A 24176-nucleotide genomic window follows, 5' to 3' on the forward strand; every position below is an offset into this window, starting at 1 on the left:
CCGAACATGTTCTGTTGATTCTTGACCCGATCGGATCGCCGGAAGCGCTCGAACGCTCTTAAAGGAGCGTCAGTTGGGTCGGCTCGGCCGCCGGGCACTCGGCGGGCTCGGCGGGCTCGGCGGGCTCGGCGGCACGGATCCGGCGGGGCATCTCCGCGCGGGTGGGGCCGATGCCGTACTCCTGGGCCAGCTCGTGCACCTGCCGGGTGATGCGGCGCTGGTACCACTTCGGGGCGTAGGCACCGTCCGCGTACAGCCGCTGGTAGCGGGCCACCAGGTACGGATGGTGCCGCCCGAGCCAGGACATGAACCACTCGCGGGCGCCCGGCCGCAGATGCAGCACCAGCGGGGTGACGGAGGTGGCGCCCGAGGCCGCGACGGCCCGCACGGCCGCCCGCAGTTGGTCCGGGCGGTCACTGAGGAACGGGATCACCGGCGCCATCAGGACCCCGCAGCCTATGCCGTGCTCGGTGAACGTCCGGACCACGTCGAGGCGCCGCTCCGGTGCCGGAGTGCCCGGCTCGACCGTCCGCCACAGCCCCTCGTCGGTGAACCCCACCGAGACCGAGACGCCCACGTCGGTCACCTCGGCGGCCTGCTTCAGCAGCGGCAGGTCCCGCAGGATCAGCGTGCCCTTGGTGAGGATCGAGAACGGGTTGGCGTGGTCGCGCAGGGCGGCGAGGATGCCCGGCATCAGCCGGTAGCGGCCCTCCGCGCGCTGGTAGCAGTCGACGTTCGTGCCCATCGCTATGTGCTCGCCCTGCCAGCCGGGGGAGGCCAGCCGGTGGCGCAGCAGCTCGGGCGCGTTCATCTTGACCACGATCTGGCTGTCGAAGCCGAGGCCGGTGTCGAGGTCCAGATAGCTGTGGGTCTTCCTTGCGAAGCAATAGACGCACGCGTGCGTGCAGCCCCGGTACGGGTTCACCGTCCACTCGAACGGCATGCGGGAGGCCCCCGGCACCCGGTTGACGATGGAGCGGGCCCGGATCTCGTGGAAGGTGATTCCGGCGAACTCGGGTGTGTCGAAGGTGCGGGTCGTGACCGCCTCCGCGCCGAACAGGGCGGTGTCGGCCCGGCTGTGTTCGGAGCCCGGTGAGAGGTTCTCCCAGCGCATGACGCCTCCTCGGTGTCGCTGCGGCACAGAATAGAACAGGTGTTCCCTTGATCGTGCGAGTGACATCTTCGGTCACCCTCCCGATCACATCCGGACCCCCGATTTGGGCGGCCGGGCACGAGGGTGGTTGGCTTGCCCCGACCCCGAGAACCCATGCCCTGGAGGTAAGCGATGGCGCAGGTCGAGGCCACTACGGAGCGGATCGTCGCGGCGGACGCGGAGACGGTGTTCGACGCCCTCGCCGACTACAGCGGCACCCGCGGGAAGGTGCTGCCCGAGCAGTACAGCGAGTACGAGGTCCGCGAGGGCGGCGACGGCGAGGGCACCCTCGTGCACTGGAAGCTCCAGGCCACCAGCAAGCGCGTGCGCGACTGCCTCCTGGAGGTCACCGAGCCGACCGACGGCGAACTGGTCGAGAAGGACCGCAACTCCTCCATGGTCACCACCTGGCGGGTCACCCCGGCCGGTGAGGGCCGCTCCCGCGTCGTGGTGACCACCGTCTGGAACGGCGCCGGCGGCATCGGCGGCTTCTTCGAGAAGACCTTCGCGCCCAAGGGCCTCGCCCGTATCTACGACGCCCTGCTGGCCCGGCTGGCCGCGGAGGTCGAGAAGTGAGGGGCGGCAAACCCTCGTAAACGGTGCGGAGTTGGCTCCTCACCGTTTCGAGTGATCTCGTTACGACCCTTCTCGGTCCCGTAACTCACCGCGCTTGCTCGTAGTTGTCGCTTTTACGCGGGAATTGTCCGGCGGTGCGACGAGGGGAGCGGCACGTGGGCGGGATCACTCTGACGCAGGACGAGCCGGTCACGGCACCACCGGCCGGGGGCCCACCGCCCCCGGCACCGGTCGTGGAGCAGGGCCTGAGCCCGCGCCGGGTCCGGCTGGTCTTCCTCGCGCTGATGCCGGCGCTGCTGCTCGCAGCCCTGGAGCAGATGATCGTCGCCACCGCGCTCCCGAGGATCGTCGGTGAGCTGCACGGCCTGGACCGGATGTCCTGGGCGATCACCGCCTACCTGCTCACCGCCACCGTCGGACTGCCGGTCTACGGAAAGCTCGGCGACCTGCTCGGCCGCAAGGGCGTCTTCCAGTTCGCGATCCTCGTGTTCGTCGTCGGCTCCGCGCTGGCGGGCCGTGCGTCCACCATGGACGAGCTGATCGCCTGCCGCGCGGTGCAGGGCGTCGGCGCGGGCGGCCTGCTGATCGGCGTCCAGGCGATCATCGCGGACATCGTGCCCGCGCGCCGGCGCGGGCGCTTCATGGGACTGATCGGCGCCGCCTTCGGCCTCGCGTCCGTCGCCGGACCGCTGCTCGGCGGCTACTTCACCGACCACCTCTCCTGGCGCTGGTGCTTCTACGTCAACGTCCCCTTCGGCGTCGTCACCATGGCCGTCGTCGCCCTGGTGCTCAAACTCCCCAAGCCGGCCGTCCGGGCCCGCTTCGACGTCCTCGGCACCCTGCTGCTGGCCGCCGCCTCCACCTGCCTGGTGCTGCTGACCAGTTGGGGCGGCACCGAGTACGCCTGGGACTCCCGGGTCGTGCTCGGGCTCGGCGCGGGCGCCGCCGCCACCACCGTCCTCTTCCTCGTCGTCGAGCGCTTCGCCGCCGAACCTCTCATCCCGCCGCGGCTGTTCCGGGACTCCGTCTTCAACGTCACCGGCCTGGTGGGGCTGGTGATCGGCGTCGCCCTGTTCGGCGCCGCCAGCTACCTGCCGACGTATCTCCAGATGGTCGAGGGGGCCTCCGCCACCGAGTCCGGACTGCTGATGCTGCCCATGATGGGCGGCATCGTCGGCGCCTCGGTCGTCTCCGGGCAGCTCATCAGCCGCTCCGGCCGCTACCGGAGGCATCCCATCGTCGGGGCGGCCCTCTCCGTCGTCGGCATGTGGCTGCTCTCCCGCCTGGAGACCGGCACGCCCCGGCTGCACTACAGCATCTGGATGGCCGTCCTCGGCGCCGGTATCGGCATGGTGATGCCGGTGCTGGTCCTCGCCGTGCAGAACTCCGTGCGCCCCGCCGACCTCGGTACCGCCACCAGTGCCAACAACTTCTTCCGGCAGATCGGCGGCAGCGTCGGCGCCGCCGTCTTCGGCACCCTCTTCGCCGGCCGGCTCACCGACGCGCTCGACGAGCGTCTCCCCGCGCACGCGGGCGGCGGGCCGCTCGACGCCGAGTCGATCACCCCCGAGCTCGTCCACGCGCTGCCGCCCGAGCTGCGCGACGCCTACGTGCAGGCCTACGCCGACGCCATGCCGCGCATCTTCCTCTACCTGGTGCCGGTGCTCGTCCTCGGCCTGCTCATCGCCTTCTTCCTCAAGGAGAAACCACTGGTGTCCCACCACGCCCCCACCGCCGACCCGGCCGACTTCACGGCACAGGTCCCGCACGCGCGCCCCCACTCTCCGAGCGGGGGGACCCCCACCTCGCTCCGCTCCCCGCACACCGGCGGCATCCCCGTCTGCGGGACCGTGCAGCACCCCGACGGGACCGTCGTACCGCGCGCGGCGCTCACCCTCATCGACGTCACCGGACAGCAGACCGGACGGGGCGCCAGCGGCGAGGACGGGCGGTACGCGCTGGCCACGCCGGGACCGGGATCGTACGTCCTGATCGCCGCCGCCGGCGGTCACCAGCCGCAGGCGGTCTCCGTGACCGTCGGCGAACGGCCCGTCGAACTCGATGTCGTCCTCGGCGGCGCGGGCCGTCTCGCCGGCAGTGTCGTCACCGCCGACGGCACACCGGTGCGGGACGCCGCCGTCACCCTCACCAACGTCCACGGGGAGGTCGTCGCCAGCACCCGCAGCGGCCGGGAGGGCGGCTATGTCATCAGCGAGCTGGTGGCCGGGGAGTACACCCTCGCCGCGAGCGCGCCCGCCTTCCGCCCGGCCGCCCTCCCCGTCACCGTCCAGGCCGCCCGCGAGACCCGCCAGGACGTCGAACTGGCCGGCGGCGCCGTGCTGCGCGGCACCGTGCGGGCCGGCGGCGGACGGCCCGTCGAGGAGGCCCGCGTGACCCTGCTGGACGCGGCGGGCAACGTCGTCGACACCCTCACCACGGGACCCGACGGCATCTTCCGCTTCGTCGACCTGTCGTCCGGTGAGTACACCGTCATCGCCGCCGGTTACCCACCGGTCGCGACCGTGCTCCAGATGGCCGGCGGAGGCCGCACGGAACGCGACCTCCAGCTCGGCCACGAGGACTGAAACGGTCGGTCACGCGCGGGAACGCACGCCGGTGCGAGCCCCGGCGAGCAATTCCCGCGTTGGCACACATCGCGACCGACCGTGGCCGTACGGTGGTGACGGCGGTACAGATCTTGCGCAGCCGGGGGAGAGAGGGCCTGGGCCATGGACCGTGGCACCGAGCGGGACGCACCTCCGGAACGCCGCGCGGGAGACGGCGCGGCGGCCGAACGGGGCGGCGCCGGCCGTGTCCCGCTGGCCGTGGTCGTGGTCGACCGCGACGGACTCGTCTCCCACTGGAGCAGGGGCGCGCGGCGCCTGTTCTCCCTCGCCAAGGAGGACGCGCTCGGCCGCCCGGCGGTCGACCTGCTGCCCGTGACCGGGGCCCTGCCCGAGGAGCCGGGGGAACCCGGGGAAGAGGAGCCCTACGGGGCGTACGCCGCCTACGACGGTCTGGGGCCCGGCCTCGGTGCCTCGCTCGGCGGGGGCCTGTCCTACCCGGCGGCGGGCCGGGCCCGGCTGGCCGCGGCCGGCGCCGGGCGGGTCGACGTGCTGTGGTGGGCCTATCCGCTGGTGGGGCCGGGACGCGAGCGGCTGCTGGTGCTGGCCGCCGACGCGGACGGACTGCTGCGCACGGACGGGGCCGGGACGTTCGAACGCATCGCGCCCGGCTTCGCCCTGCACACCGACTTCCCCGGCTCCGAGGACCTCGCCCGCCGGCTCCCCGAGATCCTCCCCAGCATGAGCGTCGGCGACAGCGCCCGTATCGTCGCCCAGGTCCTCGAACTGGGTTATCCCGTGCTGGAGTTCAGCCAGAACGACCGGGTGCCCGTCACCCCCGACTGGGGCGTCCCCCGGCGCATCGAACGCCGGGAGCGCCGCGAACGGGCCGCGCGGGCGCTGGCGGCCGGCGAACCGGTGCCCGAGGAACTGCGCGACGAGGGCGAGGACCTCGAGTACGCTGCCGTCCGCGAACGCCTGGAGTTCCTCAACGAGGTCAGCTCCCGGATCGGCACCTCCCTCGACCTCTCCCGCACCATCGTCGAGGTCAGCAAGGCCGTCGTGCCCCGCTTCACCGACGTCGCCGGCACCTATCTGCGCGAACAGGTCGTCGCCGGTGAGGGATTCGACGAGGGCGTGCCGGACACCACCACCATGTGGCACCGGGTCGCCCTGGAGCACACCGACGAACCCGGTCGCTGGGACGACGTCGTACCCGTCGGCGAGGCCATGCCCTTTCCGGCGCACACCCCGTTCTTCCAGTGCATGACCACCGGCGAACCCGTGCTCGTGCCGCGCGTCAGCGAGGAGATGGGCCACGCCATCGCCTCGCAGTTCGAGAAGCGCGACATCCGGCCGCTGATCACCGGACGGTCCATGCTGGTCGTCCCGCTGAAGGCACGCCACGCCGTCCTCGGCTTCATGATCCTGCTGCGCCATCCGGAGCGGCAGGTCTTCAACGACATGGACCGGGTCACCGGCGCCGAACTCGCCGCCCGCGCGGGCCTCGTGCTCGACAACGCGCGGATGTACACCTACCAGGAGAACGTCGCCGAGACGCTCCAGGACAGCATGCTGCCGCACATCCCGCCGCGCATGGCGGGCTGCGACATCGCCACCCGCTACCTGCCGGGCACCCTGCTCGGGCGGATCGGCGGCGACTGGTTCGACGCGGTGAAGCTGCCCGGCGCCCGTACCGCGTTCGTCGTCGGCGACGTCATGGGGCACGGGCTGAACTCGGCCGCGATGATGGGTCAGTTGCGCACCGCCGTGCAGACCATGGCCGCACTCGACCTGCCGCCCACGCAACTCCTGCGCAACCTCGACGACCTCGCCCAGCGGCTCGGCGACACCTACCTCGCGACCTGCCTGTACGCCGTCTACGACCCCATCGCGAGCGAGCTGCGCCTCGCCAACGCCGGACACATCCCGCCGGTCCTGGTCCGCGCCGCCGACGGGCGCAGCGAACTGCTCGACCTGCCCACCGGGGCGCCCATCGGCGTCGGCGGGGTGCCCTTCGAGACGGTGCGCGTGCCCGTGGAGCCCGGCGACCGGCTGGTGATGTGCACCGACGGACTGGTCGAGGTGCGCGGCGAGGACATCGGTGTCGGGCTCGCCACGCTGTGCGAGTCCGCCGCCCACCCGGCCGCCTCCATGGACGACGCCTGCGACACCATCATCCGTAAGCTCAACACGCACGGTGGCCGCAAGGACGACGTGGCCCTGCTGATGGCCCGCCTCGGCGGCATCGAACCCGACGACGTCGCCGAATGGCGGCTCGCCCCCGATCCGTCCGAGGTCGGCCGGGCCCGCGCGGTGGTCCGCGAGCAGCTCCACGACTGGGGGCTGCCGAAGCTCGTCGACAGCACCGAGCTGATGGTGAGCGAACTCGTCACCAACGCCGTACTGCACTCCCACGCCCGCCCCGTCGCCCTGCGGCTGGTGCGCGGCGACACGCTGCTGTGCGAGGTGGAGGACGACGACCACGAACTGCCGACGCTGCTCGACGCGCGGCCGGCGGACGAGTTCGGGCGGGGACTGCGCGTGGTCAGCACCCTCGCCCGCCAGTGGGGCACCAGCCGGACGACGACCGGCAAGAGCGTGTGGTTCGAACTGACGCTGCCGCGGCGACGCTGAGCGCCGGTGGTACACGGCGCACTCCGGGGCGAACGAGCCGTGAAGGAACGCGCCGTGCGCTTGTCCGCGCGCCCCAGGGCGCGGTACACCGTACTGGCCCGTCACACGGGGCGGGTCGGCGTCGCACCCTGGGGAGTCGGTCATGAGCGTGACGAGTCGGTACCGGGAGGCCTGGGAGGGCTTCTGGCGTGAGGCACCCGACGAGGAGGGAGCCGTGTTCTGGGACGCGGAGCCCGCCCTGACGGTGGCCCGCCACCTCGCCCTGTTCGAACCGCATCTGGCCGACCCCTGGCTGCCCCTGGTGGACCTCGGGTGCGGCAACGGCACCCAGACCCGCTTCCTCGCCGACCGCTTCCCGCACGTCCTCGGCGCCGACCTCTCCGCCGCCGCCCTGGACCGCGCCCGTGCCGCCGACCCGGCCGGGCGGGCGGCGTACCGGCGACTGGACGCCGTCGACAAGGCCGAGACGCAGGCGCTGCACGCCGAACTCGGTGACGCCAACGTGTACATGCGCGGTGTGCTGCACCAGTGCGAGCCCGACGACCGGCAGCCGCTGGCGGACGCCGTCGCCACGGTGGTCGGCGACCGCGGCCGCGCCTTCCTCGTCGAGCCCTCCGAGGCCGCCGGAGCCGTCCTGCGGGGCCTCGCGGCCGGCCCCGCGGGACCGCCGCCCAAACTCGCGCCGGTCCTGCGGCACGGCATAGCCCCCGGCGAGGTCGACGACGCGGCCGTGCCCGAGTTCCTGACCGCGGCCGGGCTGACCGTACTGGCGCACGGCACCCTGCCGCTGACCACCACGGAGCACGGCCCCGACGGCACCCGTGTCGCACTGCCGTCCCTCTGGTTCGTGACGGGACGCGCCGCGGGGTAGCGCCTGGTGGGGAGCGACGAGTCCTTCACCGGTCCGGACCGGTGAGAGTTATCCACAGGCTGGCCGGGATTCGGCGGAACCACGTAGCGTGTGCCGCATGAAGATCCTCATCAGCGCCGACATGGAGGGCGCCACCGGCGTCACCTGGCCGGCCGACGTGCTGCCGGGGACTCCCCAGTGGGAGCGGTGCCGGTCCATGTTCACCTCGGACGTCAATGCCGCCGTGCAGGGGTTCTTCGACGGCGGCGCCGACGAGGTGCTGATCAACGAGGCCCACTGGACCATGCGCAACCTGCTCCTCGAGCGGCTGGACGAGCGGGCCGAGATGCTCACCGGGCGGCACAAGTCCCTGTCCATGGTCGAGGGCGTGCAGCACGGCGACGTGGACGGCATCGCGTTCATCGGCTACCACGCCGGCGCCGGCATGGAGGGCGTCCTCGCGCACACCTTCCTCGCCAACTCCATCACCGGGGTCTGGGTCAACGACGTACGGGCCAGCGAGGGCCTGCTCAACGCGCACGTGGTCGCCGAGTACGGGGTGCCGGTGATCCTGGTGACCGGCGACGACGTCGCCTGCGAGGACGCGCTCGGCTACGCGCCCGAGGCGCTGAAGGTCGCCGTCAAGGACCATGTGTCCCGGTACGCGGCCGTGTGCCGCACCCCCGCCCGGACGGCCGCCGACATCCGCGCGGCGGCCAAGGAGGCGGCCACGCTGGCGGTGCGCCGGGAGCCGGTCGACGGCGGACCGTTCACCGTCGCGGTGGAGTTCGACGCCGAGCACCTGGCGATGGCCGCCACTGTCGTGCCGGGCGTGACCCGCACCGGCGAGCGGAAGGTGGCGTACACCAGCGGGACCATGTACGACGGGATCCGCGTCTTCAAGGCGGTCACCACGATCGCCTCGGCCGCGGTGGAGGAGCAGTATGGCTGACGAGCGGGCCATGGACGAGGTCGTGACGTTCACGTCCGACCTGATCAGGATCGACACGACCAACAGGGGCGGGGGCGACTGCCGGGAGCGGCCCGCCGCCGAGTACGCGGCCGCGCGGCTCGCCGAGGCCGGCCTGGAACCGGTGCTCCTGGAACGCGTCCCGGGCCGAGCCAACGTCGTCGCCCGTCTGGAGGGCACCGACCCGTCGGCCGACGCGCTGCTCGTCCACGGGCATCTGGACGTCGTCCCGGCCGAGGCCGCCGACTGGAGCGTGCACCCGTTCTCCGGGGAGGTCCGCGACGGGGTCGTCTGGGGGCGCGGCGCCGTCGACATGAAGAACATGGACGCGATGATCCTCGCCGTGGTGCGGGCCTGGGCGCGCGAGGGCGTACGGCCCCGGCGGGACATCGTCATCGCGTTCACCGCGGACGAGGAGGCCAGCGCCGAGGACGGCTCCGGCTTCCTCGCCGACCGGCACGCCCACCTCTTCGAGGGCTGCACCGAGGGCGTCAGCGAATCGGGCGCGTTCACCTTCCACGACGGCGACGGGCGGCAGATCTACCCGATCGCGGCCGGCGAGCGCGGCACGGCCTGGATGAGGCTCACCGCACGCGGCCGGGCCGGGCACGGCTCCAAGGTCAACCGGGAGAACGCGGTGACCCGCCTCGCCGCGGCCATCACCCGCATCGGCGAGCACCAGTGGCCGCTGCGGCTCACCCCGACCGTGCGGGCCGCGCTCACCGAACTCGCCGCCGTGTACGGCATCGAGACCGACCTGTCCGACGTGGACACGCTGCTGGACAAGCTCGGCACGGCCGGGAAGCTCGTCGAGGCCACCGTCCGCAACAGCGCCAACCCGACGATGCTGGACGCCGGTTACAAGGTCAACGTGATCCCCGGGGAGGCCGTGGCGCGCGTCGACGGACGGTATCTGGCGGGTGCCGAGGACGAGTTCCGCGCGACCATGGACCGGCTCACCGGACCGGACGTCGACTGGGAGTTCGAACACCACGAGGTGGCGCTCCAGGCGCCGGTGGACTCCCCGACGTATCTCCGGATGCGGTCCGCCGTCGAGGAGTTCGCGCCCGAGGGGCATGTGGTGCCGTACTGCATGTCCGGCGGCACGGACGCCAAGCAGTTCTCCCGGCTGGGCATCACCGGCTACGGATTCGCGCCGCTGAAGCTGCCGGAGGGCTTCGACTACCAGGCACTCTTCCACGGTGTCGACGAGCGCGTCCCGGTCGAGGCGCTGCACTTCGGTGTCCGGGTCCTCGACCGGTTCCTGCGGACGGCCTGAGCGAGTGGGGGAGACAGTGCGGAGCCTGGCGTACGGCGAGTGGCCCTCGCCCATCGACGCGGCCACGGCCGCGGCCCACGACGGCAGCCCCGAGTCCGTGGGCTTCGTCGGCGACGAGGTGTGGTGGACCGAGCCCCGGCCCACCGAGGCCGGCCGGCGCACCCTGGTGCGCCGGCACGCCGACGGCACCGAGGAGCCGGTCCTGCCCGCGCCGTGGAACGTGCGGAGCCGGGTCATCGAGTACGGCGGCCGGCCCTGGGCCGGCACGGTGCGGGACGGTGTCCCGCTCGTGGTGTTCGTGAACTTCGCCGACCAGCGCCTCTACCGGTACGAGCCCGGCGGCGAGCCCCGCCCGCTCACCCCCGTGTCCCCGGTCGGGCAGGGGCTGCGCTGGGCCGATCCGGTGCTGCTGCCGGAGCGCGGCGAGGTGTGGTGCGTCCTGGAGGAGTTCACCGGCGACGGCCCCAGCGACGTGCGCCGGGTCCTGGCCGCCGTACCGCTGGACGGCTCCGCCGCCGGTGACCGCGGTGCCGTGCGGGAACTGAGCGACGGCCGGCACCGGTTCGTCACCGGGCCGCGTCTCGCGCCGGACGGGCGGCGCGCCGCCTGGCTCGGCTGGGACCACCCGCGCATGCCGTGGGACGGCACCGAACTGCTCGTCGCCGACGTCGCAGCCGACGGTGCCCTGCGCGACGCCCGTACGGTGGCCGGCGGACCCGAGGAGTCCGTCGCCCAGGCCGACTGGACCCCCGACGGCCGGCTGCTGTACGCGAGCGACCGCACCGGCTGGTGGAACCTCTACCGGGACGGGGAGCCGGTCTGCCCGCGCGAGGAGGAGTTCGGCGGACCGCTGTGGAAGCTGGGCCTGCGCTGGTTCGCCCCGCTGGACAGCGGCCTGATCGCCGTCCTGCACGGCCGGGGCGCGCCCGCGCTCGGCATCCTCGACCCCGAGACCTGCGAGGTCGTCGACGCCGTCGGCCCGTGGAGCGAGTTCACGCCCACCCTCGCGGCGCACGGCGAGCGGGTCGTCGCCGTCGGGGCCGGACCGCGCAGCGGCCACGAGGTGGTGGAGCTGGACACCCGGACGGGCCACGCCCGGGTGATCGGCGCCCGCCACGAGGACGTGGTGGACCCGGCGTACTACCCCGAGCCGCGGGTCCGCACGTTCACCGGACCGGACGGCCGGGAGATCCACGCCCAGGTGTACCCCCCGCACCACCCCGGGTGCACCGGTCCCGCGGACGAGCGTCCCCCGTACGTGATCTGGGCGCACGGCGGCCCCACCGGCCGGGCGCCGCTCGTGCTGGACCTGGAGATCGCCTACTTCACCTCGCGCGGCATCGGCGTCGCCGAGGTCAACTACGGCGGCTCCACCGGATACGGGCGGGAGTACCGCGACCGGCTGCGCGAACAGTGGGGCGTGGTCGACGTCGAGGACTGCGCTGCCGTCGCGCTGGCCCTCGCCGACGAGGGCACCGCCGACCGCGACCGGCTCGCCGTCCGCGGCGGCAGCGCCGGCGGCTGGACCACCGCCGCCTCGCTCACCACGACCGACGTCTACGCCTGCGGCACCATCAGCTACCCGGTGCTCGACCTCACCGGCTGGGGCACGGGGGAGACCCACGACTTCGAGTCCCAGTACCTGGAGAGCCTGATCGGCCCGCGCGCCGAGGTGCCCGAGAGATACGCCGCACGCTCGCCCGCCACGCACGCCGACCGGCTCACCGCGCCGTTCCTGATGCTCCAGGGACTGGACGACGTGATCTGCCCGCCCGCGCAGTGCGAGCGCTTCCTGGCCCGGCTGGCCGGCCGGGGCGTGCCGCACGCCTACCTCACCTTCGAGGGCGAGGGGCACGGCTTCCGGCGGGCGGAGACCATGGTGCGCGCCCTGGAGGCGGAACTGTCCCTGTACGCCCAGGTGTTCGGGATGAAACCGCCCGGCGTGCCGGCCCTGGAGCTGGGCACATGAGCCGGGTTCGAGCACTGCGGCGGCCGGCCCGCCTCGCCCCCGGCGCCCGGGTGGCCGTGGTCGCGCCCAGCGGTCCGGTGCCCGAGGAGCGGCTCCAGGCCGGGCTCGACGTGCTGCGCGGCTGGGACCTCGACCCCGTGGTGGGCCGCCATGTCCTGGACCGGCACGGCGAGTTCGGCTACCTCGCGGGCGGCGACGCCGACCGGGCCGCCGATCTGCAGTCCGCCTGGTGCGACCCGGCCGTCGACGCGGTGATCTGCGCCCGCGGCGGCTACGGCGTACAGCGCATGGTCGACCTGCTCGACTGGGAGGCGATGCGGGCCGCCGGACCGAAGGTGTTCGTCGGGTTCAGCGACATCACCGCGCTGCACGAGGCGTTCGCGGTCCGGCTCGGCCTGGTCACCCTGCACGGGCCGATGGCCGCGGGCATCGACTTCGTGAAGAGCGCGCGGGCGCAGGACCATCTCAAGGCGACCCTCCTCGCCCCCGACACGGTCCGCACCGTCCATTCCGACGGCACCGCGCTCGTCCCCGGCCGGGCGCGCGGGATCACCCTGGGCGGCTGTCTCTCCCTGCTCGCCGCCGACCTCGGCACCCCGCACGCCAGACCCTCCGCGCGCGGCGGACTGCTCTGCCTGGAGGACGTGGGGGAGGAGACCTACCGGCTCGACCGCTACCTCACCCAGCTCCTGCGGGCCGGCTGGCTGGACGGGGTCTCCGGGCTGCTGCTCGGATCCTGGGACCGGTGCGAGCCGTACGACGGGGTGCGGGCGCTGCTCGCCGACCGGCTCGGCGGCCTCGGGGTACCGGTGGCCGAGCGGTTCGGGTTCGGGCACTGCGCCGACGCGCTCACCGTCCCCTTCGGCGTCGCGGCCGAACTCGACGCCGACGCGGGCACCCTGACCCTGGACGAACCGGCGCTGAGCTGACCGGCCCGCGTCGCGCGCGGGCCCGTCGTAGGGTGGCAGGGTGCCGCACACCGCTTCCCGCTACCTCGCCGAAGGCCGCCGCGTGGGGCTCCGTCACTTCACTCACGCGGACGGCGCCGAATTCACCGCCCGCGCCCGGGAGAGCAAGGACCTCCACCACCCCTGGCTGTTCCCGCCGGACAGCCAGGGCGCGTACGCCGCGTACGCGGGGCGGCTGATCGAGGATCCCGCCAAGGCGGGCTTTCTGGTCTGCGAGAAGGAGGCGGACGGCGCCCTCGCCGGATTCATCAACATCAACAACATCGTCGAGGGCGGCTTCCTGTGCGGTGCGCTGGGCTACGGCGCCTTCGCGCACGCGGCCGGGCGCGGACTGATGCGCGAGGGCCTGGACCTCGTGGTCCGGTACGCCTTCGGCCCGATGCGGCTGCACCGCCTGGAGATCAACGTACAGCCCGGCAACGCCGCCTCCATCGCCCTCGCCCGCGCCTGCGGTTTCCGCCTGGAGGGCTTCTCGCCGAAGATGCTCTTCATCGACGGCGCCTGGCGCGACCACCAACGCTGGGCGATCACCAGCGAGATGACGAAGGGCCGTTGACGCCCGGCCTCCCCATGGGCCCCGACAACCCGCTGCCTCTGCCTCGCGGGCGCCGGCCAGGAGGACCGCCGTCCGAGCGGGCCGCCGAACACCGCGCGGAACCTTCGACGGCCTCTGCCGGGAGCGCGGCGGCCCGCCTCGTGTTCGACGCGGGCTTCGAGGTCGCCGATCTGCGGGAGGGGGACGAGGCCGTCGGGCGGTTGTGGGCCGATGTCACCGGCGAACCGCTGCCGAGCGGTGCGGCTTCCGGACGCGGCCCGTGCCGGGGCCGGGTGTGTCAGGAGTGGCGGTCCGCGTACTCGTAGACCGCTCCGTCCGGGTGCCGGGCGATGAGGTTGCGGCCCACGGGGGTGGGGAGCGGGCCCGCGAGGATGTCGGCGCCCATCTCCGCGAGCACCCGGCCGGTCTCCTCGACGTCCTTGACCGCGATGGTCGCGGCGACCTTGCGCAGCACGTCCAGTTCGGCCGCGGGGCCGCTCATCAGCAGGAAGCAGCCGACCGCGGCGACCTGGACGCCGCCCCGCTCGAACCGGAGGGCCCTGCCGCCCGCCAGCCGCTCGTAGAAGGGGATGGCGGTCTCGATGTCGTCGACGCAGACACGCAGTGTGGCACCCAGAATCTCCATGGGGACGAGCCTAGTTGGGGCGGCCGTGGCCAGGGCCCCGGCGCGGACGATCTCCACACCTCGTGCCCGCGGGCGTTACGCGGCCCCGGGCACGGGTACCCGGCGGCCATGCAGCGCTTGGAGCACTTGGAGCATCTGGACAAACAGCTGGTCGACGAGCTGGCACAGGTGGCCCGTGAGACCGTGCGCGACGAACTGCGCGAACAGGCGCGGGGACAGCGCCGCAGGGCCGCCCTGTACGCCGGTTCCGGCGCCGCCGCCCTGTACGCGGGCGCGGCCGTCGCGCTGGCCGTGGGCCTCGCCCTCGCCCTGGTCCTGCCGGGGTGGGCCGCCGCGCTGATCACGGCCGTGATCCTGGGCGCGCTGGCCCACGCCCTGCGCGCCGCCGCCCGGCCCACGGCGTCCGGGACCGTGCCCGCGCAGGCCACCGCTCCCGGCGGCGCGCAGGCCACCGCCTCCGGCGGCCGGTCGGCGCCCGTCCCGCCGGTGCCGTCCGCACCGCCCACCGCCGGCGTCGTACCGCCGCGGCCGGACTCCGACCCCGACGCACCCCGCCACCGGGACTGACCAGTTGGAGGAAGCCGATGGCACAGCTCCTGTCACGGGACCCCAGGACCGTCGTGGTGACCGGGGCGAGCGGCGGCGTGGGCCGGGCGACGGCCCGCGCCTTCGCCGCGCGGGGCGACCGGGTCGCCCTGCTGGCCCGCGGCCGTGAGGGACTCGCCGCCGCGGCCGATGACGTACGGGAGGTCGGCGGCACGGCGCTCGTCGTCCCCGTCGACGTCTCCGACGCCAAGGCCGTGGACGACGCCGCGCAGCAGGTCGCCGACACCTTCGGCACCATCGACGTCTGGGTCAACTGCGCCTTCACGGGCGTGTTCGCCCGGTTCAAGGACGTCGAGGCCGACGAGTACCGCCGGGTCACCGAAGTGACGTACCTGGGCTACGTGTTCGGCACCCGGGCCGCCCTGCGGCACATGCTGCCGCGCGATCGCGGCACGATCGTGCAGGTCGGCTCGGCCCTCGCCTACCGGGGCATCCCGCTGCAGTCCGCGTATTGCGGCGCCAAGCACGCGATCCAGGGGTTCAACGAGTCGCTGCGCTGCGAACTGCTGCACGACGGCAGCGGCGTACGCACGACGATGGTGCAGCTCCCCGCGGTCAACACCCCGCAGTTCGACTGGGTGCTGAGCCGGATGCCCGGCAAGGCGCGGCCGGTCGCGCCCGTGTACCAGCCGGAGCTGGCCGCCCGGGCGGTCGTGCACGCCGCGTCCCACGCACGCCGCCGGGAGTACTGGGTCGGCGGCTCCACGGCCGCCACGCTCATCGCCAACGCCGTAGCCCCCGGACTGCTCGACCGCTACCTCGCGCGCACCGGATTCGACTCGCAGCACGACGAGGGCGAGCAGGGCGGAACGGTGAACCTGTGGGCACCGGCCGACGGCCCGCACGGCCGGGACTTCGGCGCCCACGGCCGGTTCGACGACGAGGCGGTCGACCACAGCCCGCAGGACTGGCTGTCCCGCAACCGGACCCGGCTGGGCACCGCCCTCACCGTCGGCGCCGGCCTGGTGGCCGCCCGCAGGCTGACCCGCCTCCTCCGGAGCTGATGCCGGGGCCGACCGGCCGGCTCCGGTCAGCCCACCCTGTACTCCGCGACGTCCTGCGTCCGCAGCGTCAGACCGTGGCCGAGGCCCCCGGTGGGGCTGATCGTGCCGCCCGTTGGGTCCAGGGCGCCGTCGAAGAACATGTCCTCGATCCGGACGTGGTCGTGGAACCACTCCAGATGCCGCAGGTTCGGGACGCAGGCCGCCACCGCCGCGTGGACGTGCGGGGCGCAGTGCCCCGACACCTCCAGACCGTGGGCCTGGGCCAGCGCCGCCGCGCGCAGGAACTCGGTCAGCCCGCCGCAGCGCGTCGCGTCCACCTGGAGGCAGTCCACCGCCCCGGCCGTGATCATCCGGGCGAAGTACGGCAGGTCGAACCCGTACTCCCCGGCGGTCACGTCGCTCACCACGGCGTCCCGCACCAGCCGCAGCCCGGTCAGGTCGTCCGAGGAGACCGGCTCCTCGAACCAGCCCACCCCGTGCTCGGCGAGGGCGTGACCGACCCGTACCGCCTGCTTGCGGGTGTACGCCCCGTTGGCGTCGACGTAGAGCTCGGCGTGCTCGCCGATGACGTGCCGGGCGGCCCGCACCCGGTGCAGGTCACGGGCCACCTCCCGGCCCCAGCCCTCCCCGACCTTGATCTTCACGCGCGGGATGTGCTGCCCGTGCACCCACCCGTTGAGCTGCGCCGCCATGTGCGTGTCGTGGTACGTGGTGAAGCCGCCGCTGCCGTACACCGGCACCCGCTCCCGGCACGCCCCCAGCAGCCGCACCAGCGGAAGCTCCAGCAGCCGGGCCTTGAGGTCCCACAGCGCGATGTCCAGCGCCGAGATCGCGCAGCCCGCGACGCCCGGCCGGCCGGCGTTGCGCACCGAGCGGCACATCGCCTCGTGCACGGCCGGAACGTCCAGCGCGCTCATGCCCTCCACGAGCGGCGCGAGATGCCCGCTCAGGAAGTCGCCGACCGCCGGCGGACCGTACGTCCACCCGGTGCCGGTCGCGGTGCCCGCCGACACCTCGGCGATCACCACCGTGGTGGAGTCCCAGGCCAGCGTGCCGTCCGCCTCGGGGGCGTCGGCCGGCACGGTGTAGACGGAGACGCCGGGTCGGTGCAGTTCCATCGTCGGTTCGTCCTCCCGTGGTCAGCCGGCCCGCTGGAGCTGCGGCAGCACCTTGGTGCGGTAGAAGTCGAAGAAGCCGCGCAGGTCGGGGCCGATCTGGTTGACGTAGACACGGTCGAAACCCGCGTCGGCGAACTGGCGGAGCTCGGCGACGTGCTCGTCCACGTCGTCGCCGCACACCCGGTTCTCCCGCACCATGTCCTCGGTGACCAGGGTCTGCGCCTGCTCGAAGTGCTTCGGCGAGGGCAGCACCTGGCCCAGTTCACCGGGCAGCTGCTCGTTCGCCCACAGCCGGTGCACGGTACGCACGCACTCGTCACGGTCGGTGCCGTAGCAGACCTTGGTGCCGCCGCTGACCGGCTTGCCGCCGCCCCCGCCCTTGCGGTACTGCTCCACCATCGAGGTGTCCGGCATCATCGTGATGTAGCCGTCGCCGACCCGGGCGGCGAGCTTGGTCGCCGCCGGGCCGAAGCCCGATATGTCGATCGGGACGGGCTCGTCCGGCACGGTGTACAGGCGGGCGTTCTCCACCGTGTAGTGCGTGCCGTGGTGGTTGACCTCCTCGCCGGAGAACAGCCGGCGCATCACCTGGATCGACTCCTCCAGCATCTCGAGCCGTACGTGCGCGGGCGGCCAGGCGTCCCCGAGGATGTGCTCGTTCAGCGCCTCGCCGGTGCCCACGCCGAGCCGGAACCCTCCCGGCGACATCACCGCGCTCGTGGCCGCCGCCTGCGCCACCACCGCCGGGTGCGTCCGCACGGTCGGACAGGTCACCGCCGTCCCCACCGGCAGCGACACCGCCTCGGACAGCGCGCCGATCACCGACCACACGAACGGACTCTGCCCCTGTTCGTCGTTCCACGGGTGGTAGTGGTCCGAGATCCACAGGGCCTGGAACCCTGCCTGCTCGGCCATCCGCGCCTGCTCGATCAGCTCGGCGGGACCGTACTGCTCGCACGAGAGGAAATAGCCGTACTCGGGCATGGGGGGATGCCTCCGCGACGTGGGCGGTTCGGGTCCCGGACCGGGTACCCGGGGGGCCGGACGGAAACCGGCGGACGTTTGGCCGCCCCCACCAGGGGGACGCGGAAGTCTCCCGACGTCCGCGACAGCGCCGGAGGCGAACCGTGAGTCGACCCCGCATAGTGATCGTCGGTGCCGGCTTCGCCGGGTACCGCACGGCCCGGACGCTCTCCGGGCTGGCCCGTGGCCGCGCCGAGATCGTCCTGCTCAACCCCACCGACTACTTCCTGTACCTGCCCCTGCTGCCCCAGGTCGCCGCCGGCATCCTGGAACCCCGCCGGGTCACCGTCTCCCTCTCCGGCACGCTGCCGCACGTGAAGCTGGTGCTGGGGGAGTCCGACCGCATCGACCTCGACGCGCGGCAGGTCCACTACACCGGCCCGGAGGGCGAGGGCGGCACCCTCGACTACGACCGGCTGGTCCTCGCGGCCGGCAGCGTCAACAAGCTGCTGCCGATCCCCGGTGTCGCCGAGCACGCCCACGGCTTCCGCGGCCTGCCCGAGGCGCTGTACCTGCGCGACCACGTGACCCGGCAGGTGGAGCTCGCCGCCGCCACGGACGATCCCGAGCGGTGCGCCGCCCGCTGTACGTTCGTCGTGGTCGGCGCCGGCTACACCGGCACGGAAGTCGCCGCGCACGGGCAGCTCTTCACCGACGCGCAGGTCGCCAGGCACCCGATGCGGACCGGGATGCGGCCGCGCTGGCTGCTCCTCGACATCGCCGACCGGGTCCTGCCCGAGCTGGACGAACGCCTCTCCCGCACGGCCGACACCGTGCTGCGGGAACGGGGCGTGGACGTGCGGATGGGCACCTCCGTGAAGGAGGCCACGCACGACGGAGTGCTGCTGACCGACGGGGAGTTCGTCGACACGCACACCCTGGTGTGGTGCGTGGGCGTACGCCCCGATCCGCTCGCCGAGTCCCTCGGGCTGCCCATGGAACGCGGCCGGCTGCTCGTCGACCCGCACCTGCAAGTGCCGGGCCGGCCGGAGGTGTTCGCCTGCGGGGACGCCGCCGCGGTGCCCGATCTGGAGAAGCCCGGCTCGTACACCCCGATGACCGCGCAGCACGCCTGGCGGCAGGGCAAGGTGTGCGCGCACAACGTCGCCGCGTCGTTCGGTGACGGTGAGCGGCGTGCCTACCGGCACAAGGACATGGGGTTCGTAGTGGACCTGGGAGGCGTCAAGGCCGCCGCCAACCCGCTCGGCGTGAACCTGTCCGGCGTGGCGGCGGGGGCGGTCACCCGCGGCTACCACCTCGCGGCGATGCCGGGCAACCGGGTGCGCGTCGCCGCCGACTGGCTCCTCGACGCCGTACTGCCGCGCCAAGCCGTCCAGTTGGGGCTCGTACGGTCCTGGTCGGTGCCGTTGGACACGGCGTCGCCGGAACTGGCGCGGGTGCCGGGCGAGCCGGGCTCGGAGCCGGCGGGGAACCGGGCCGGTGGAAGCTCCGCCGAGGACCGGAAGGGTGGCGCGCCGGCGAAGAAGCAGCCCGGTGGCGAGCCCGCCAAGAGCCAGCCCGGCGGCGAGCCCGCGAAGAACCAGCCCGGCGGCGAGCCCGCGAAGAACCAGCCCGGCGGCGAGCCCGCGAAGAACCAGCCCGGCGGCGAGCCCGCCAAGAAGCAGCCCGGCGGTGAACCGGCGAAGAACCAGCCCGGCGGCGAGCCCGCCAAGAGCCGGCCCGCCGTCACCCCGCCCCCCGATCAGCCGCCGCCCGGTCCCGATGTCGCGCCCGGACCCGTCAAGCGCACTGACTGCACCACCGAAGGAGACTCATGAACACCGGTGAACTCGTCGAGCTCGGGCAGCAGTTGAGGGTGGACAGTGTCCGCGCTGCGGCTGCCGCGGGCTCCGGGCACCCCACGTCGTCGATGTCCGCGGCGGACCTGATGGCCGTACTGTTCGCCCGTCACCTCCGCTACGACTTCGAGCGTCCCGACCACCCGGGCAACGACCGCTTCGTCCTCTCCAAGGGCCACGCCTCGCCCCTGATGTACGCCACCTACAAGGCGACCGGCGCCATCGACGACGAGGAACTGCTCACCTTCCGCAAGAACGGCAGCCGCCTCGAAGGGCATCCCACCCCCCGGCGGCTGCCCTGGATCGAGACGGCCACCGGCTCGCTCGGCCAGGGACTCCCCGTCGGCGTCGGCATCGCGCTGGCCGGGAAGCGGCCGGCCCCCGCCGACTACCGGGTGTGGGTGCTGTGCGGCGACAGCGAACTGGCCGAGGGCTCCATCTGGGAGGCCGCCGAGCACGCCGCGTACGAACACCTGGACAACCTCACGCTGATCGTGGACGTCAACCGGCTCGGGCAGCGCGGCCCCACCCGGCACGGCCACGACCTGGACGCCTACGCCCGCCGCTTCCAGGCCTTCGGCTGGCACACCGTGGAAGTGGACGGCCACGACGTGGACGCCGTCGACCGCGCCTACGGGGAGGCCCTGTCCACCAGTGGCCAGCCCACCGCGATCCTCGCCCGCACCCTCAAGGGCAAGGGCGTCGAGGCGGTCCAGGACCGTGGGGGACTGCACGGCAAACCGCTGCCCGAGGCCGAGGAGGCCATCGCCGAACTCGGCGGCCCCCGCGACCTGCGCATCCGGGTGGAGGCGCCGTCCGCCGACGGGGCCCCGCCCGCCGGGCACACCGGCCGGCCCGACCTGCCCCGCTGGGACAAGGGCGAGGAGGTGGCCACCCGCAACGCCTTCGGAGAGGCGCTGACCGCCCTCGGCACCGCGCGCGGCGACGTCGTCGCCCTCGACGGGGAGGTCGGCGACTCCACCCGCGCGGAGGCCTTCGCCAAGGAACACCCCGAACGCTACTTCGAGTGCTACATCGCCGAGCAGCAGATGGTCGCCGCGGCGGTCGGCATGGCCGCGCGCGGCCGGCTGCCGTACGCCGCCACCTTCGCGGCCTTCCTCACCCGCGCCCACGACTTCATCCGCATGGCGTCGGTCAGCGGCTCCGGGATCAACCTCGTCGGCTCCCACGCGGGCGTCGCCATCGGCCAGGACGGCCCCAGCCAGATGGGCCTGGAGGACCTGGCGATGATGCGGGCGGTGCACGGCTCGACCGTGCTGTACCCGTGCGACGCCAACCAGACCGCGCGGCTGGTCGCCGCGATGGCCGACCTGGACGGCATCCGTTACCTGCGCACCTCGCGCGGTGCGGGCCCGGTGATCTACGGCCCCGACGAGGAGTTCCCCGTCGGCGGTAGCAAGGTGCTGCGCTCCTCCGGCCGCGACCGGCTCACCCTCGTCGCGGCGGGCGTCACCGTGCCCGAGGCGCTGGCCGCCGCGGAGGCCCTGGAGGGGGAGGGCATCGCCGTACGGGTGATCGACCTGTACTCGGTGAAGCCGGTCGACCGGGAGACGCTGCACACGGCCGCCGAGGAGACCGGCTGTCTGGTGACGGTGGAGGACCACCACCCGGAGGGCGGCCTCGGGGACGCGGTCGCGGAGGCCTTCGCCGACGGGAGTCCCGTACCGCGCCTGGTGCGCCTTGCCGTGCGCGACATGCCGGGATCGGCCTCCCCCGAGGAGCAGCTGCACGCCGCCGGCATCGACGCCGAGTCGATCGCGGCGGCCGGCCGGCTGCTGGTGGGGGAGGCGATCGTGTCGTGAGCGACGACGGTGCGCGCACCGTACGGACCGGCCGTCGCTCGGTGGAGATCCGCAGGCCGGGGAAGGTGCTCTTCCCCGGCGGCGGGGACGCGAAGGAGTACACCAAGGGCGACCTCGTCGACTACCACCGGGCCGTCGCCCCGTTCATGCTGCCGCACCTGCGGGGCCGCCCGCTGATGCTGGACCGGCGCCCGGACGGCATCGACGGCCCCGCGTTCATGCAGAAGAACACCCCGGACGGCTACCCGGACTGGATCACCCGCGCCGAGGTCGCCAAGGAGGGCGGCGCCGTCACGCACACCGTGTGCGACGACACCGCCACCCTCCTCTACCTCGTCGACCAGGCGAGCATCACCCTGCACCGCTGGCTGTCCCGCACTGCCCGGATCGACCGCCCGGACCGGCTGGTCTTCGACCTCGACCCCTCCGGCGACGACTTCGAGACGGTGCGGGAGGCCGCGCGGCTGCTGGGGGAGCTGCTGGACGAGCTGGACCTGCCGTCCGCCCTGATGACCACCGGCTCCCGGGGCCTGCATGTCGTCGTGCCGCTGAGCGCGACCCAGGACTTCGACGACGTACGCGCCTTCGCCCGCGAGGCCGCCGACACCCTCGCCGCCGCCCACCCCGACCGGCTCACCACCGCCGCCCGCAAGAAGGACCGCGGCGACCGGCTCTACCTCGACGTGCAGCGCAACGCCTACGCACAGACCGCCGTCGCGCCCTACACGGTCCGCGCCCTGCCCGGTGCTCCCGTCGCCGTGCCCGTCTCCTGGGACCAGCTCGACGACCCGGACCTGCACGCCCGCCGCTGGACCGTCGCCGACGCCGTCGAGCAGGCCCGCACCGACCCGTGGGCCGGCCTGCCGAGCCGGGGCCGCTCCCTCGGGCCGGCCCGCCGCCGGCTGGCCGCACTGCGGGACTGAGCGGCGTCGGCACCCCTCCGACCGGGCACGATGCCCGGCCGCCGGGAACGGCTGAGCGCACAGAGGTTTGGCGAACACACTTGCGGCCACACGGAGGGGGAGGTGGCCATGTCGAACACGAAGAACACCGAAGAGCCACAGGGTTCACAGGAAACCCAGGACTCACAGGAATCCCACAAATCAACGGACAACACCAGAACCACCAAACGGCCGAGCCCGATGGAGCTGCTGCGCCGGGCGCGCGGCCAGCTCGCGGAACTCACCGGGATGGAAGCCGAGTCCGTGTCGTCCTTCGAGCAGACGGAGGAGGGCTGGGCGCTGGAGGTCGAGGTCCTCGAACTCGAGCGGGTGCCCGACACGATGAGCCTGATGGCGAGTTACCAGGTCGAGCTGGACCCCGACGGCGAGCTCACCGGGTACCGGCGCGTCCGCCGCTACGAGCGCGGGCGGGCCGACTCGCACCGGCCCGGCGGCCGGTAGGCCGCCCGACCGGACCCACACCCACAGACAAGGAGGAACAGCCGGAATGACAGTCGTACCGGCACAGCAGACCGGCGGTGGAGGCGGCAGCAGCGGCCTCTACGACGTGCTTGAACTTGTTCTGGACAGGGGGCTCGTCATCGATGCCTTCGTGCGCGTGTCCCTGGTCGGCATCGAGATTCTCAAGATCGACGTCCGTGTCGTCGTCGCCAGCGTCGACACCTATCTCCGCTTCGCCGAGGCGTGCAACCGCCTCGACCTGGAGGCGGGGCCCCGCAAGAGCCCGGGTCTGCCCGAGATCGTCGGTGAGGTCACCGAGTCCGGCGCCCGCGGCAAGTCCAAGGGGGCGCTGTCCGGCGCCGCCGAGACCGTCTCCGACGCCTTCAGGCAGGCGCGTGAGGGCGGTTCCGAGCGCGAGACCGAGTCGCGTCCGCGGCCCCGCAAGAGCACCTCGGCCCGCCGGAAGGAGGAGCAGGAGTGAGCACGTACATCTACGGCATCACGGCGACCTCGCACCCCGGCCTCCCGGAGGGCGTGAGCGGCGTCGGCGATCCGCCGCTGCCGGTGCGCGTCCTGCGCGAGGGCGAACTGGCGGCCCTGGTCAGTGACGCCCCCGAGGGCCTGCGCCCCAAGCGCAGGGAACTGCTTGCCCACCAGAACGTACTCAGTGAGGCCGGCGCGGCCGGCTGTGTGCTGCCCATGCGCTTCGGCAGCGTCGCCCCGGACGACGACGCCGTCACCGGTGTCCTCGCCGAGCGCGCCGAGCACTACGGGGAGCGGCTGCGGGCCTTGGACGGCCGGGTCGAGTACAACGTCAAGGCCAACCACGTCGAGGACGCCGTCCTGCACCACGTGATGGCCGGCAATCCGGAGATCCGCGCCCTCGCGGAGGCCAACCGGCAGTCCGGGGGTGGCAGTTACGAGCAGAAGATCCAGCTCGGCGAGATGGTCGCCGCCGCCGTCAAGGCCAAGGAGGCCGAGGACGCCGTCGCGCTGGAGCGCGTCCTGGAACCGGCCGCCGACGCGGTGAGCGTGGGCCCCGAGTCCACGGGCTGGCTCGCCAATGTGTCGTACCTGGTGAAGCGGGAGACGGCGGCGGAGTTCCTGGAAGCGGTGGAACAGGCCCGCAAGGACCTGCCCCACCTCGAAGTGCGTCTGAACGGCCCACTGCCGCCGTACAGCTTCGTCGAGCCCGGCCCGGCCGAGCCGGCGGGCACCGCGGCCGGCGGGGCGGACGCCGGAGCGGGGTGACG

The 24176-nt window shown here is 73.3% G+C and carries 21 protein-coding genes; 17 read left to right on the forward strand and 4 right to left on the reverse strand.

What is annotated here, in order from left to right:
• Nucleotides 1-58 precede the first annotated feature (58 nt).
• Nucleotides 59-1114, reverse strand: a complete 1056-nt coding sequence (locus tag AMK33_RS03955) for an Rv2578c family radical SAM protein (RefSeq protein ID WP_073931240.1) — start codon at nt 1112-1114, stop codon at nt 59-61.
• 171 nt (nt 1115-1285) lie between these two features.
• Here AMK33_RS03955 and AMK33_RS03960 point away from each other — a divergent pair, with 171 nt between their 5' ends.
• The 9 genes from AMK33_RS03960 (at nt 1286) to AMK33_RS04000 (ending at nt 13522) form a co-directional block, all read left to right on the forward strand.
• Entirely contained in the window at nt 1286-1729 is a 444-nt protein-coding gene (locus AMK33_RS03960) for an SRPBCC family protein (protein WP_073931241.1), read from the forward strand.
• 155 nt (nt 1730-1884) lie between these two features.
• Complete coding sequence (locus AMK33_RS03965) at nt 1885-4314, forward strand: MFS transporter (protein ID WP_073931242.1); 2430 nt, start codon at nt 1885-1887, stop codon at nt 4312-4314.
• Between the two features lie 144 nt (nt 4315-4458).
• Complete coding sequence (locus AMK33_RS03970) at nt 4459-6930, forward strand: SpoIIE family protein phosphatase (protein WP_073931243.1); 2472 nt, start codon at nt 4459-4461, stop codon at nt 6928-6930.
• Nucleotides 6931-7072: 142 nt separating this feature from the next.
• A complete protein-coding gene (locus AMK33_RS03975; protein WP_073931244.1) occupies nt 7073-7801 on the forward strand; it encodes a class I SAM-dependent methyltransferase in 729 nt (242 codons plus the stop codon).
• 97 nt (nt 7802-7898) lie between these two features.
• A complete protein-coding gene (locus AMK33_RS03980; RefSeq protein WP_073931245.1) occupies nt 7899-8732 on the forward strand; it encodes a M55 family metallopeptidase in 834 nt (277 codons plus the stop codon).
• Complete coding sequence (locus tag AMK33_RS03985; protein ID WP_073931246.1) at nt 8725-10029, forward strand: M20/M25/M40 family metallo-hydrolase; 1305 nt, start codon at nt 8725-8727, stop codon at nt 10027-10029. The genes AMK33_RS03980 and AMK33_RS03985 overlap by 8 nt, the downstream gene beginning before the upstream one ends.
• A gap of 16 nt (nt 10030-10045) precedes the next feature.
• Nucleotides 10046-11998, forward strand: a complete 1953-nt coding sequence (locus tag AMK33_RS03990) for a prolyl oligopeptidase family serine peptidase (protein WP_073931247.1) — start codon at nt 10046-10048, stop codon at nt 11996-11998.
• Nucleotides 11995-12927: a S66 peptidase family protein gene (locus tag AMK33_RS03995; protein ID WP_073931248.1), complete on the forward strand. Its 933-nt coding sequence runs from the start codon at nt 11995-11997 to the stop codon at nt 12925-12927. The genes AMK33_RS03990 and AMK33_RS03995 overlap by 4 nt, the downstream gene beginning before the upstream one ends.
• A gap of 40 nt (nt 12928-12967) precedes the next feature.
• Nucleotides 12968-13522: a GNAT family N-acetyltransferase gene (locus AMK33_RS04000; RefSeq protein ID WP_073931249.1), complete on the forward strand. Its 555-nt coding sequence runs from the start codon at nt 12968-12970 to the stop codon at nt 13520-13522.
• Nucleotides 13523-13799: 277 nt separating this feature from the next.
• Here AMK33_RS04000 and AMK33_RS04005 read toward each other — a convergent pair whose 3' ends face one another.
• The gene (locus tag AMK33_RS04005) at nt 13800-14147 is read right to left on the reverse strand and encodes a VOC family protein (RefSeq protein ID WP_073931250.1); all 348 of its coding nucleotides are present in this window, start codon (nt 14145-14147) and stop codon (nt 13800-13802) included.
• Nucleotides 14148-14255: 108 nt separating this feature from the next.
• Here AMK33_RS04005 and AMK33_RS04010 point away from each other — a divergent pair, with 108 nt between their 5' ends.
• Nucleotides 14256-14714, forward strand: coding sequence for a phage holin family protein (locus tag AMK33_RS04010; protein WP_073931521.1), 459 nt, complete (start codon nt 14256-14258; stop codon nt 14712-14714).
• Between the two features lie 17 nt (nt 14715-14731).
• Complete coding sequence (locus AMK33_RS04015) at nt 14732-15757, forward strand: SDR family oxidoreductase (RefSeq protein ID WP_073931251.1); 1026 nt, start codon at nt 14732-14734, stop codon at nt 15755-15757.
• Between the two features lie 26 nt (nt 15758-15783).
• Here the strand turns inward: AMK33_RS04015 and AMK33_RS04020 are convergent, their stop codons facing one another.
• On the reverse strand, nt 15784-16875 hold the full coding sequence (locus tag AMK33_RS04020) for an enolase C-terminal domain-like protein (RefSeq protein WP_073931252.1): 1092 nt from the start codon (nt 16873-16875) through the stop codon (nt 15784-15786).
• Between the two features lie 21 nt (nt 16876-16896).
• On the reverse strand, nt 16897-17859 hold the full coding sequence (locus AMK33_RS04025) for an LLM class F420-dependent oxidoreductase (protein WP_073931253.1): 963 nt from the start codon (nt 17857-17859) through the stop codon (nt 16897-16899).
• Nucleotides 17860-18002: 143 nt separating this feature from the next.
• On the opposite strand from AMK33_RS04025, the gene AMK33_RS04030 reads away from it, so the two are divergent.
• The 6 genes from AMK33_RS04030 to AMK33_RS04055 all read left to right on the forward strand — a co-directional run bounded on the left by AMK33_RS04030 (nt 18003) and on the right by AMK33_RS04055 (nt 24174).
• A complete protein-coding gene (locus tag AMK33_RS04030) occupies nt 18003-19676 on the forward strand; it encodes an NAD(P)/FAD-dependent oxidoreductase (protein WP_073931254.1) in 1674 nt (557 codons plus the stop codon).
• Nucleotides 19673-21520 (forward strand): transketolase, encoded by a 1848-nt coding sequence (locus tag AMK33_RS04035; RefSeq protein WP_073931255.1) that lies wholly within the window; start codon nt 19673-19675, stop codon nt 21518-21520. Before AMK33_RS04030 ends, AMK33_RS04035 begins: the two co-directional genes overlap by 4 nt.
• Nucleotides 21517-22443: a non-homologous end-joining DNA ligase gene (ligD, locus tag AMK33_RS04040; protein ID WP_073931256.1), complete on the forward strand. Its 927-nt coding sequence runs from the start codon at nt 21517-21519 to the stop codon at nt 22441-22443. Before AMK33_RS04035 ends, ligD begins: the two co-directional genes overlap by 4 nt.
• Before the next feature lie 108 nt (nt 22444-22551).
• A complete protein-coding gene (locus AMK33_RS04045; RefSeq protein ID WP_073931522.1) occupies nt 22552-22923 on the forward strand; it encodes a gas vesicle protein GvpO in 372 nt (123 codons plus the stop codon).
• 46 nt (nt 22924-22969) lie between these two features.
• The gene (locus AMK33_RS04050; protein ID WP_073931257.1) at nt 22970-23404 is read left to right on the forward strand and encodes a gas vesicle structural protein GvpA; all 435 of its coding nucleotides are present in this window, start codon (nt 22970-22972) and stop codon (nt 23402-23404) included.
• On the forward strand, nt 23401-24174 hold the full coding sequence (locus AMK33_RS04055) for a GvpL/GvpF family gas vesicle protein (RefSeq protein ID WP_073931258.1): 774 nt from the start codon (nt 23401-23403) through the stop codon (nt 24172-24174). The genes AMK33_RS04050 and AMK33_RS04055 overlap by 4 nt, the downstream gene beginning before the upstream one ends.
• Nucleotides 24175-24176: the final 2 nt, after the last annotated feature.

Origin of the sequence: Streptomyces sp. CB02400 (assembly GCF_001905725.1) — a bacterium.
Lineage (GTDB): Bacteria > Actinomycetota > Actinomycetes > Streptomycetales > Streptomycetaceae > Streptomyces > Streptomyces atrovirens.